The organism is Terriglobales bacterium, assembly GCA_035651655.1.
Taxonomy (GTDB): domain Bacteria; phylum Acidobacteriota; class Terriglobia; order Terriglobales; family Acidobacteriaceae; genus DASRFG01.
The window spans coordinates 453,735-464,458 of the sequence record DASRFG010000023.1; the positions used below are offsets into that span (position 1 = coordinate 453,735).

The 10,724-nt window shown below is 57.3% G+C and carries 12 protein-coding genes; 5 read left to right on the top strand and 7 right to left on the bottom strand.

From position 1 onward, the window contains the following. Positions 1-105: 105 nt before the first annotated feature. Both rsmA and amrB read left to right on the top strand, forming a co-directional pair. Positions 106-987 carry a 16S rRNA (adenine(1518)-N(6)/adenine(1519)-N(6))-dimethyltransferase RsmA gene (gene rsmA, locus VFA76_10420; GenBank protein HZR32250.1) on the top strand — a complete coding sequence of 294 codons (882 nt, stop codon included), beginning with the start codon at positions 106-108 and terminating at the stop codon, positions 985-987. A gap of 8 nt (positions 988-995) precedes the next feature. Continuing rightward, the gene (amrB, locus tag VFA76_10425) at positions 996-1,808 is read left to right on the top strand and encodes an AmmeMemoRadiSam system protein B (protein ID HZR32251.1); all 813 of its coding nucleotides are present in this window, start codon (positions 996-998) and stop codon (positions 1,806-1,808) included. A gap of 43 nt (positions 1,809-1,851) precedes the next feature. Here the strand turns inward: amrB and VFA76_10430 are convergent, their stop codons facing one another. The 4 genes from VFA76_10430 to VFA76_10445 form a co-directional block, all read right to left on the bottom strand. Continuing rightward, the gene (locus tag VFA76_10430) at positions 1,852-3,207 is read right to left on the bottom strand and encodes a FecR family protein (protein HZR32252.1); all 1,356 of its coding nucleotides are present in this window, start codon (positions 3,205-3,207) and stop codon (positions 1,852-1,854) included. A gap of 85 nt (positions 3,208-3,292) precedes the next feature. Next, positions 3,293-3,994 (bottom strand): hypothetical protein, encoded by a 702-nt coding sequence (locus VFA76_10435; protein HZR32253.1) that lies wholly within the window; start codon positions 3,992-3,994, stop codon positions 3,293-3,295. A gap of 19 nt (positions 3,995-4,013) precedes the next feature. Further along, positions 4,014-4,517: a crossover junction endodeoxyribonuclease RuvC gene (gene ruvC / locus VFA76_10440; protein ID HZR32254.1), complete on the bottom strand. Its 504-nt coding sequence runs from the start codon at positions 4,515-4,517 to the stop codon at positions 4,014-4,016. Positions 4,518-4,628: 111 nt separating this feature from the next. Further along, positions 4,629-4,841: a hypothetical protein gene (locus VFA76_10445; GenBank protein HZR32255.1), complete on the bottom strand. Its 213-nt coding sequence runs from the start codon at positions 4,839-4,841 to the stop codon at positions 4,629-4,631. A 136-nt stretch (positions 4,842-4,977) separates the two neighbouring features. On the opposite strand from VFA76_10445, the gene VFA76_10450 reads away from it, so the two are divergent. From VFA76_10450 to VFA76_10460, 3 genes are all read left to right on the top strand, one after another. Further along, positions 4,978-5,943 carry a fibronectin type III domain-containing protein gene (locus VFA76_10450; GenBank protein ID HZR32256.1) on the top strand — a complete coding sequence of 322 codons (966 nt, stop codon included), beginning with the start codon at positions 4,978-4,980 and terminating at the stop codon, positions 5,941-5,943. 194 nt (positions 5,944-6,137) lie between these two features. Next, positions 6,138-7,208, top strand: coding sequence for a 6-phosphofructokinase (locus VFA76_10455; GenBank protein HZR32257.1), 1,071 nt, complete (start codon positions 6,138-6,140; stop codon positions 7,206-7,208). 147 nt (positions 7,209-7,355) lie between these two features. Next, positions 7,356-7,742 carry a hypothetical protein gene (locus VFA76_10460; GenBank protein HZR32258.1) on the top strand — a complete coding sequence of 129 codons (387 nt, stop codon included), beginning with the start codon at positions 7,356-7,358 and terminating at the stop codon, positions 7,740-7,742. A gap of 63 nt (positions 7,743-7,805) precedes the next feature. Here VFA76_10460 and VFA76_10465 read toward each other — a convergent pair whose 3' ends face one another. The 3 genes from VFA76_10465 to VFA76_10475 are packed head-to-tail and all read right to left on the bottom strand — an operon-like array spanning position 7,806 to position 10,717. Next, a complete protein-coding gene (locus VFA76_10465; GenBank protein HZR32259.1) occupies positions 7,806-8,729 on the bottom strand; it encodes a diacylglycerol kinase family protein in 924 nt (307 codons plus the stop codon). A 2-nt stretch (positions 8,730-8,731) separates the two neighbouring features. Continuing rightward, the gene (locus tag VFA76_10470) at positions 8,732-10,459 is read right to left on the bottom strand and encodes an AMP-binding protein (GenBank protein ID HZR32260.1); all 1,728 of its coding nucleotides are present in this window, start codon (positions 10,457-10,459) and stop codon (positions 8,732-8,734) included. 15 nt (positions 10,460-10,474) lie between these two features. Beyond that, positions 10,475-10,717: an acyl carrier protein gene (locus VFA76_10475; protein ID HZR32261.1), complete on the bottom strand. Its 243-nt coding sequence runs from the start codon at positions 10,715-10,717 to the stop codon at positions 10,475-10,477. Positions 10,718-10,724: the final 7 nt, after the last annotated feature.

Below are 10,724 nucleotides of genomic sequence, written 5' to 3' on the forward strand. Positions count from 1 at the left end.
CCGCGCACCTCTGCCGTCCTGCACCAGAATTGATGCACGACCGCTTGCGCCGGTAGCCCACGAGGTGAAGCTCGAGTCTAAATCGCGGAGTGAAAGAGGGTCAACGTGCCCAAGAGCACAAATTCTGATGCAATTGTGACAAAATCCCGGCGTCGCGGCCAACGGCCCAAACTGGGACAGCACTTCCTGACTGACCAGGACGCAGCCCAGCGCATCGTAGCAGCCCTTGGCGATTTGTCCGCCCAAACCGTGATCGAAATCGGCCCCGGACGCGGCGTTCTCACTGAAATTCTCGCCCGGCGCGCGCGCCGGTTGATCGCCATCGAACTCGATCGTGTTCTGGCGGCGCAGTTGCGCATGCAGTTCTCCGGCACGCCCAATGTTGAAATCATCGAGGGCGACGTCCTGGCCATTGACTTTGCCACGTTGCTTGGCCCTCGCCCCGGTTCCACGCGTCCCGGGATCGTGCATACTCCTACCAAAGTGCGGTTGGTGGGTAATCTCCCTTACTACATCACCTCTGACATTCTGCTTCACCTGCTCGAGTTCCCCCAGCAGTTTGAAACCCTCGTTGTAATGGTGCAGCGCGAAGTGGCCGAGCGTTTGGCCGCTAAACCCGGTCGGCGCGAGTACGGGCTGCTTTCTGCTACCGCGCAGCTTTATTCCCGGGTGGAATTAGTATTCACGTTGCCTCCGGGAGCGTTCTCCCCACCCCCCAAGGTGCATTCCTCGTTGGTTCGGCTTACCATGGCTCCGCAGGCGGAGCGCTTGCGGGTACCCGAACGAGAGTTCCTGGATTTCCTTAAGCAGGCGTTTGCGCAGAAGCGCAAGACGTTGTGGAATAATTTGAAGTCGCGTTACGATTCCAAGTTTCTAACAACAGCTTTGCGCCAGGCAGGAGTGCAACCCAGCAGCAGGGCAGAAGCGCTCTCCCTGGAGAAGATGGCCGGCCTCTTCCGCAAGTTACAGGCCGCGCCCGCAGATTGAGATAGATGATGAGTACCACCGTACGACAGCCCGCGGTGGCCGGTCACTTTTACTCTCGCGACCCTCTAGCGCTCAGCCGCGACCTTCGATCATTTTTTTCTCTCTCGGAACAAAAGATTAGCGCGCTGGGATGTGTGGTTCCTCACGCCGGCTATATCTATTCCGGACATGTCGCGGGTTCGGTGTATGCGGCCATGGAGCTACCGCAGCGCTTCATAGTTCTCGGTCCCAATCACACCGGTCATGGGAGCCCGCTGGCAATCATGCGCTCCGGCGCCTGGCAGACGCCGCTTGGGTGCGCGCCCATTGACTCCCGACTTGCCGAGCAGCTCTGCGATGCCTGCCCGTATCTGAAAGAGGACGCTATTGCCCATCGCGGCGAGCACGCCATCGAAGTGCAACTCCCCTTTCTGCAACTGGCAACGCCGGAATTTAGCTTTGTCCCCATCTCAGTGGGGACCAGCCAATACGAAATACTGCATGCCTTAGGCGAAGGACTGGCCGGAGTGTTAAGTGAAGAGAAAGAAAAAGTGCTGTTGATCTCCTCCAGTGACATGAATCACTACGAGGACGACAGCACCACTCGCGAAAAAGACAGAAAAGCTATTGAAAAGGTGCTGGCGCTCGATCCGCAAGGGCTCTACGACGTGGTATTCAGGGAAGCGATCACCATGTGTGGCTCGTGCCCGACGGTAGCGATGTTAGTCGCGAGCAAGCGTCTGGCCGCCGCTTCCGCGAAGCTTGTGAAGTATGCGACGTCGGGAGATATTTCCGGCGACCGTTCCTCAGTCGTCGGCTACGCCGGAATCGTTATCCAATAAAAAGGCGACCAATGGGTCGCCCGTTGGAGATGTTCACCTGAAATCAGCGGTGCGATGGTGGAGGAGCTGAAACTCGCCCCTGGCCGCTCGCGCCCATGGGGCCGGACCTTCCTGCTCCGCCCATCGAATGCCCCACCGAAGTAGCCCTGCCCCCCGAATTGACACGTCCAGCAAATGAGCCTCGGCCCATTCCCGGCGATGCAAAAACGCCAGGTCTGGCAACCGTGGCCTGGCCATGGCGTCCGGAGATTATGGGGGCACCATGCACCATTGCCGGCCCTGTAAGGGTCCGTCCCCTGGCTGCCGCGCCGAGTCCGGGTCCCACTTCACGTCCGCGCAGGGACACGCCGGCCGCGTCTGGAACCTGTCTGACGGGGATGGTCGGACGTCTGTTGATCCCGGCAATCGCTGGTGGCTGGGGTGGGCGGAAACCGGCCGGAGGGTTGATGACCACCGGAACAGTATTAAATCTGTTGAAGGCCCCTGGGATCCATCCCCAACCAAATCCGGGAACGTAAGCCCAGCTGCCGTAGCGATAGGGCATCCAACCCCATGGATAACCGGAAACGAAGGTGTACCCTAACCCCGGATACCAGCTCCAAGCACCATTCACAAAGGGATCGAAACCTGCGCCCGCGGAGAAGGGCTGCCACATCAAGCCGTATCCAGGCAGATATGCGTAATTTCCGTAGTAGTTAAGATCGCTCAAGCCGTAGCTATAAGGCCAGGAGCCAGTCGCCGAGTTCCGGTAGGCATAGTCGTTCTGATATTGGTTTTCTTGTTTGTTCCAGTCGTCGTATTGCTCAGGAGAGACACCCTTGGCAAGCGTGTAGCGGTCCTGGTTCGCTAAATCGAAGCTGGCAGTATTGTTCTTGCCGATCTTCACGTCACCGGAGGGTCCAACGAAGTGCACATCGCCCTTGGTGACTGATACCTCCGCCTTGGCGTCCCCAAGCTGCACACGGAAGCGGGCATTGTTTTTCAATGTGGCCTGCTCGTGGCCAAACGCTACTTGGAATTCATCATGTTTGCTTTTATTGATGTTGAAATAGGCGGTACCCTGCTTGAGCACGATCGCGCTCACCTTCGCGCCTGAATCTCTGAGCGAAAGCTCGGGGAATTCCATAATAGTGTTAGGCGCCAGCCGAACCGTAGTTCCGTTCTCCAGCTCTACTTCCGCCAATCCGCCCTCTTTAGCCCACAAACGCACGCCCTGAGTGATAGGCATGTTGCGGATGGCTTTTTCATAACCCGTGCCATGGTCGATCTGGACCTCGGCTTCGAGGTCGCTGAGACGCACAATCCGCACTTGGGAGTCAGCGAAAGCCGACACCGCGAACAAAATGCAGACCAGCAGTGCCAGTGCAAGCCGCACGATGCCTATTCGCTGTATTGACATAACACCCCCTACGTTCTCCTACTCTATTAGACGCTAATTGTACGCTTGCGGTGCAATCGGAGTCGTAGAAGTTTGAGCTCTCGAGCTATCGGTCAGTGGTTCTGAGACCGGCTTGTAGCCCTGCTGCGCGGAGCAACCGCTGGGCGCGCTCTTTGCCGATGTGCATCACCGACGGGTCATGAGCGATTTTCTCGAGCAGGGGCGCGACCGCCGAAATCTCTTCCAATTGACCGTTTTTCTCCATGTCCTCCATGCGTTTGAGTTCCTCCTCCAGCCCCAGCTTCTGGTGAGAGTAGAGCTTCTCGAGGCGATGGCCGAATTCCAAAGTAGCCGACATCCCCTCGAAAATTCGGGTCAGCTCCTGAACGGCAGCATTGGTGGTGTAGTTATAACTGGTCTGGAATTTCCTGCTCTCATCTGTATAGGAGAGAGTTTTGGTACCGGTATTCGCCAGGTTTCCCTTGTGATAGTCGAAATCCCCCTGAAAATAATGCGCGCGCTTGGCTAGCTCGAGGATTTGATTTCGGGTGGGAGCTGATAACTCGAATTTGGTGGAGTAGGAGTCTTCTGGCGTGCCGTCTTGGCCCGCACCCCAGTTGGAGCGATAGGTCGCCTTTCCTGTTGACTGCACTGCGAACGAGTAGGTGCCCGGCTCCGATCCGGGTAAGTTGAAGGAGAAACCGATAGTAGGGCCATTCGTTTCGCGTTCTGCAGCTTGTGCCCAGGAACCAAGCTGCCCCAAAAGCATAGCGAGTACAACCAGCACGGTCACGCGCAATGGCTTCATCGGTGTCATCGAACCCGGTCTATTTGTTTGCTGCGGCCTGGCGCAACAGGGTTGCAGAGGTATGCAAGTGGCAGATCGCGATTGCCAGAGCGTCGGCAGCATCAGGTGGCTCGGGCAGTGAGCCCAAACGCAGCAGTCGAGCCACCATGCTCTGGACCTGCGATTTCTCTGCCCGGCCATAGCCTACCACCGCCGATTTGATGGTCAGTGGCGCATACTCCGCTACTTCCAAACCCGCCTGGGCAGCGGCCAGCATTGCCACCCCCCGGACCTGGCCCAGTTTCAAGGCCGACTTCGCGTTAACGGCGTAGAACACCTCTTCGATGGCGGCGGCATCGGGCCGGTGCTGTTCGATCAACTCTGCCAACCCCTGTAATATGATTCGCAAACGTACCGGCAGCGGATCGCGCTGACTGGCGTGGATGGCTCCGCAGCAAAGGCAGTGAAGCTCGCCGTCTTCAGACTGCTCTACCACGCCGTAGCCGGTGTATTCGGTTCCGCAGTCAACTCCCAGGACCCGCATCAGGAGAGAGTTTAGCACTGGCGTAAGAATCCCAGGGTTTGTGATTTTCAAAATTCGGGGTGGAATTCGGCATCAACCGAGCCGAACCGCTGGCAAGACTTTAGTAGCGAGCTAGCAGCACTTTGCCCGCTGAGATTTGCCAACTGCGCTCTCTTTCAGAAACGCAGCATAAGCCTCTCGGGAGGGCGCCAAATCATGGCGGCGCAGGAAGCGAGCGTAGGCCGACTCGTCAAAGATCTCGCGCAGCACGGCGGTCAAGGTGCGAAACATCCGATTGAGCAGCTTGGCTGAGCTCATTCCGCCAGTATTGTGGCCCATTTTCATGGGTTACAGCAACTCTCTCCTGAGTAGCTGGAATGCGCCGTTTACGTCAGGGATAATGGCCACCCGTCCACTAGCACGGGCATCTCACCTTTAACGCCCTTCGTACATCGGCGACACAGCAGGGAGGCTCGAATTTATGAGGAGCAGAATTGCGCTTTTTGCGTTAATCATTGCCTGCGGATACTGGACAGTGGCTCAGGCCCAGAACTCCGCTGACCGCGATGACAAGAACAAACAGACACAGGACGCGGACCGTGACAACAAGAACAAACAGACCCAGAATAAAGATAAAGATGATCAGGCCAAACGGGGGAATGTAAAGCTGACCAACGGACCGGTGTTGGAGGACGTACGCGACGACAAGGCGACGATCGCCTGGTCCACCAACGAGAACGCCAGCACGGTTCTGAAGTATGGTACCTCTCCCAATAACCTTGACCATTCTGCCCAGCAGCCGTGGGGTGGACACACCCACCGGGTTTACTTGAAGAACCTGCAGCCGAATACGACCTACTACTATCGGGTCGAGTCGGCTCAGTCCCAAGGCACTGGGACAAAGGTCATGAGTGGAGTTGAGACCTTCAAGACGAAAACCGAGGAGGCCGCTCGCACCTCGGCGCCAGCCCAGCCAGCTGCAGCTTCCAGTCAAGCAGCAGCGCCAAATTACAACCAGGCCGAGCTGCGCAATTTTGACCAGTTCCTCGACGCCCATGCGAACATTCGGGCCGAGCTGACTCAAAATCCAGGACTGGTGAACGATCCTAATTACTTGCGCCAGCGTCCCGCTCTTGCCCAGTTCCTCCAGACCCATCGTGGGGTTCAAGCGAGTCTGCAGAGCAATCCTGCGGCTTTCATGCATGGAGAAACCGGGTACTCGAGCACTGAGGATCGCAACACCGCGTTGCACAACTTCCATCAGTTCCTGCAAGCGCATCCGAACCTGAATGCTGAGCTGTCCAAGAACCCCGCACTCGCTAAAGACCCAAATTATTTGGCGAGCCATCCGCAGTTAAACCAGTTCTTGCAGACTCACGGAGGAGTCCGGGCAGGTCTGGACTCGGATCCCGCGGGCTTCATGCGAGCAGCGCTTACAGCCCAGTGAGTGGGTTAACTTAAATTTCAGCATAGCCAGGCCGCCTTCGGGCGGCCTTTTTTCACTCTGCGGAATGAGCTTTTCTGGCATTCAAACATCCAGAACGACTGTGTTAGTCTAATTATCTTCCTGCCACTGGTAAGGTCTGGGTCGAACAACACTGACCCATCGCGCTGGCCTGTGCCGGCGCCGTAGGAGCGGAGATGAAGGTTGGCATTCTCACTGGTGGCGGTGACTGCCCCGGCTTGAACGCCGTTATACGGGCCGTAGTACGCAAGGGAGTTTTCCACTACGACGACCAGTTCCTTGGGTATCTGGAAGGTTGGCGCGGCGTTCTCGAAGACAAAACCGAGCCTCTCGACCTTTCAAGCGTGGGCGGTATTCTTCCGCGTGGTGGCACCATTTTGCGTACCTCTCGCACCAATCCTTCCAAGCATGAGCACGGACTCCAACGTTGCCTGGAAAATATCCGCAAGCACCAACTGGATGCGCTCATCGCTATCGGAGGCGACGATACCATCTCCGTAGCCCTGAAGCTTCACCAAATGGGCGCCAAAGTTGTCGGCGTTCCCAAGACCATTGATAACGACCTCAGCGGTACTGATTACACCTTTGGCTTCGATACGGCGGTGAACGTTGCGACCAGCGCAATTGACCGTGTGCACACCACAGCCGAAGCGCATAACCGGGTGATGGTGGTGGAAGTCATGGGCCGTGATTCCGGCTGGATTGCTCTGTATAGCGGCATTGCCGGTGGCGCCGATGTGATCCTGATTCCCGAGAAGCCCTTCGATCTTGAAGAAGTGGCTGAGAGCATACGACTGCGGCACGGTCGCGGACGTTATTTCAGCATCGTCGTGGTCGCCGAAGGCGCGCGATTTGCCAGCGACGTTGATCCCCAGCATGGCACCCCGGTGGTGAGCGATCTGGGGACGGACGAATTCGGGCATGCCCGGCTGGGTGGGATCGGCAACACGGTGGCCCGCGAACTGGAGCGGCTTACGGGCTTCGAAACACGTGCGGTGGTGCTGGGACACATCCAACGCGGCGGTTCGCCCAGCTCTTTCGACCGCGTACTGGCCACCCGTTATGGTATCGGCGCCATTGATATGGTCCACAGCGGGGAGTTTGGCAGCATGGCCGCCTTGCGCGGCAACAAGATAGTCTCTGTTCCGCTGGCTGAGGCGGTTGGCCAAAGCCGCATGGTGGACCAGGACATGATGGATTTGGCGGCTGGCCTTCTCGAACGGCTGAAGGAAACCGCAAGCAAGTAACCGCTATCTCTGCCCCCCTCAAATTCGGCGCCATAACTGGTGACCTTCATCCCCGTGAGCCTCATCACGATGTGCTGTGACGGAGCTCACCAGTTCACTTCTTCGCCCCGGCGCATAATCTTCACAGCAGCAAGGAGGAAAGCGGTCATGAAAAACTTCTTAATCGCATTGATTGTTACAGTGTTTGGAATAGCTGCATTCGCGCAGGCCGGTACAGTTCCCCAGTACGACAAGTCCAACGAGGTGCGCGTCAGCGGGACGGTCCAGGATGTCCGTGATTATCAATGCCCGATCAGCGGCACCCTGGGTTCACATCTCACCCTGAAAACCACTTCGGGGGGATTGGTTGAAGTGCATCTTGCCGCCACCAAGTACACCAAAAGCTACGAAATGATTTTTGCCAAGGGCGACGGGGTCGAGGTGCTCGGTTCCAGGGTGATGTGGGATGGAGTAGATACCGTTCTTGCTCGCGAGATCACCCGCAAGCAAGAGACGTTCATGTTCCGGGACAAAGAAGGTAAACCGCTCTGGTAATTGGCTATCGCCGTACTTTGCACAAGAGACGTAGACCACTACGTCTCTTTTTATTGCATGTTCTTACGCCACAACTTCCAAGGCGTTGGGCAATACGTCGATTTTCTCGCAGTGAAGCGTGAGCACTTCACCGTCGACCATCACGTCTACGGGCGCGTCTAGATCAAAATTGATTTCACGAGTCGCACGCCGCTCCGCCAGTGGATGTTTCAGATGTGACCCATCGTAGAGTGTGTGCAGGTTGCGCAACAGCCCCAGGCGGCTGATCGGCCCCCAGCGCACGTACTCCAGCAGCCCGTCGGCAATCTCGGCTTTGGGTGCGATCATCATTTTGCCGCCGGTAAACTTGCTGTTGTTAAAGGTGAGAAAGAGACAGCGGCGCAGGTCCGGCTTGGCGTCACCATCCACAACCAGCGGAAAAGCGCGCCGCTTAAGCCGCACCAGCCGGGTGAATAAGGCCAGCAGATAGCCCAACTCGCCTACTCCGCCAAAGCGTCGGATGCGTTCCGCAGCCACGTCAGCTGCGAAGCCGACGCTCAGCAGGTTGATGTAATACAGCACGCCTGCTTTGTGGGTGAGCCGCAGGACATCGCACGCCCGGCGTCGTCCAGCGATAAGAGATTCGGTGGCGTGTTTCAGCCCACTTTTGCTGAACTCGCGCAAAAAGGAATTCCCAGTGCCTAGAGGGAGAAAACCCAGCACCGGAGGTTCACGCTCACCCACATTCTGTGCGGCCGGAAATACTCCGTTGACGATTTCGTAGGAAGTACCATCGCCACCCACGGCCAGGAACTGGCGCCAACCATTGGCAAATGCCTCGCGGGCAATAACGGTCGCGTCACCGGGACGACCGGTCCGCATGACCTCAAATTCGAGCCCAGCCGAACGCAGGCGATCGAGCGCAGGCCCCACCAACTTTCCGGACCGTCCACCCCCAGCAGCCGGATTCACAATGGCGAGGAATTTCGAGTTGGATTGGGAGTGCATGGTCACAATTCAACTAAGGCGGTCGCACGCTCGGTGCGCTGGTGTATTTCCTCGGCCAGAACGTTACGTTTGATCTTCATTGAGGCCGTCCGCGGAAAATCATGGTCCCACACCATATACCCGCCGACTCGCTTGAAATCCGGTAACCGCTGGTTGCGCCTTGTGAGATCTTCCCGCAACTCTTCGCCAAATTGCTGACCCGGGTCTAGACGAACCACCAGCAACAGCATTTCATTACCGAGCTTCTGTTCCGGCCAAATGTAATTAGCGGCGAACACACAGAATTCTTTTACCGGCAATCCCTCGAAAGCGTTTTCAATGTCCTCAGGGTAAATATTCTTCCCGCCTTCGGTAACAATCATGTTCTTCTTGCGCCCGAAGAGCTGCAGATGACCAGTACTGTCAATTCGCCCCAGATCGCCGGTCATTAGCCAGCCATCGACGATGGTTTGCGCTGTCAGCTCGGGATCGTCTAAATAGTGTGACATCACAGTCTTGCTGCGCACTGTCACTTCACCAATTCCATCGCGATCAGGATTAACAATCCGCACTTCCATCCCAGGCAGCGGCTTCCCAACAGTATCAGCGCGAAACGGTTTCATATCATTCACAGTTATGGCGGTGCACGCCTCCGTGAGCCCGTATGCATTGGCAACCGGAATACCTAAATCATAGAAAAACTGAATGGTGGATGGCTCCATGAACGCCCCACCGACGAACAACTCCAGCAGTTCTCCTCCAAACGCCGCATGCACTTGCGGCAGCAACCGGCGGCTGAGTTTCACGTTAGGGCGCTTCCGGGTGAGGCGCCGATTCAAGGCGATCAGCCCGTCCAGCAGCAGCCGGCGAGATGGCGGAAGTTGGTCGAACTTGGCGCGCATTCCCTTCTCCAGATTTTTTAGCACCAGCGGCACCAGGGTCATGTAGGTGATCTTGTACCGTGGGAAGGCATCGCGGATGAACTCGGGCCGCAGCGTCCGCAGGTGCACCACGCAAGCGCCACAGACGAACGGCCCGATAAATCCCACCATGAAATCAATAGCGTGATTCGTAGGCAGAATGCTCAGATAGCGAACTCCGGGCCAGAAGGGAACCAGCTCCGTCAGTGAGCGGCACTGCTCCAAATAATTTTCGTGCGTAAGGACGCATCCCTTAGGGCGTCCTCCGGTACCGGAGGAGTACACGATGCAGGCGGGATCTACCCGCTCGCGTGAAACGAACTTAGGCTGTAAGCCCGCACCAGCTGCTTCAGTCTGAACTTCTTCCCAGCGGCGCCCTCGGCCGAGTTCGGCGTTGGGCGGGGCCTCTGTTACAAGCACATGTTCGGTCTGTAAATTTGTGAACTCGGGCGCGGCCATAATTGCCCGCCACAGATGGTACTCAGTGATCAGTACGCGAGCTTTCGAGTGCGCCAACAGCTGCAGTTGCTCGCGTGCGGTCAGCTTGTAGTCGAGCGGCAGCAGCACGCCTCCACAATAGAGCGCGGCGTAAGCGGAGATCAGCCACTTCGACTGGTTGGTCATGATGATCGCCGCCCTGTGCTCTTCCGCGAATCCCATCTGCTGCAGCGCCGCAGCCAGGGGTAGGGCCGCCTGTTTAAATTGCGAATACGTGAGGCGGCTGTTTTCGCGCTCGCGGTCGGCTTCGATCAGGCACAGCTCGTCCGGCCAGCGCTCCAGCGCATCGCGTAAGGCTGCTCCCAGGCAAGAATATTGGGATAGATCAAGCATTCGGCGAGTTGAGTCTCACAACCGTGCCTGGATACGTTCGGCCAGCGTACGGAAGTCGGTCACGCCTTGTAGCTCGTAGTCGGGCAGCTCGACATGAAAGTGATTTTCCAGGCGGGTCAGCAGTTCCAGTGCCTGCAGGCTGTCAATGCCCAGCTTTTGAAAGAAATCGTCGTCTGCGGCAAGCGTCTCCCGCGGCACCTTGAAGTGAGTGGAGGCAAGAGCCAGGACTTCGTTCAATGTCTGATCGCGGTTCGCCATGTTCTTC

Coding starts and splice junctions, on each gene's coding strand:
- VFA76_10470 (HZR32260.1), bottom strand. CDS start 10,459: ATGCTTGATCTATCCCAATATTCTTGCCTGGGAGCAGCCTTACGCGAT.
- VFA76_10475 (HZR32261.1), bottom strand. CDS start 10,717: ATGGCGAACCGCGATCAGACATTGAACGAAGTCCTGGCTCTTGCCTCC.
- VFA76_10435 (HZR32253.1), bottom strand. CDS start 3,994: ATGAAGCCATTGCGCGTGACCGTGCTGGTTGTACTCGCTATGCTTTTG.
- VFA76_10430 (HZR32252.1), bottom strand. CDS start 3,207: ATGTCAATACAGCGAATAGGCATCGTGCGGCTTGCACTGGCACTGCTG.
- VFA76_10455 (HZR32257.1), top strand. CDS start 6,138: ATGAAGGTTGGCATTCTCACTGGTGGCGGTGACTGCCCCGGCTTGAAC.
- amrB (HZR32251.1), top strand. CDS start 996: ATGAGTACCACCGTACGACAGCCCGCGGTGGCCGGTCACTTTTACTCT.
- VFA76_10460 (HZR32258.1), top strand. CDS start 7,356: ATGAAAAACTTCTTAATCGCATTGATTGTTACAGTGTTTGGAATAGCT.
- ruvC (HZR32254.1), bottom strand. CDS start 4,517: ATGCGGGTCCTGGGAGTTGACTGCGGAACCGAATACACCGGCTACGGC.
- VFA76_10450 (HZR32256.1), top strand. CDS start 4,978: ATGAGGAGCAGAATTGCGCTTTTTGCGTTAATCATTGCCTGCGGATAC.
- VFA76_10445 (HZR32255.1), bottom strand. CDS start 4,841: ATGAAAATGGGCCACAATACTGGCGGAATGAGCTCAGCCAAGCTGCTC.
- VFA76_10465 (HZR32259.1), bottom strand. CDS start 8,729: ATGCACTCCCAATCCAACTCGAAATTCCTCGCCATTGTGAATCCGGCT.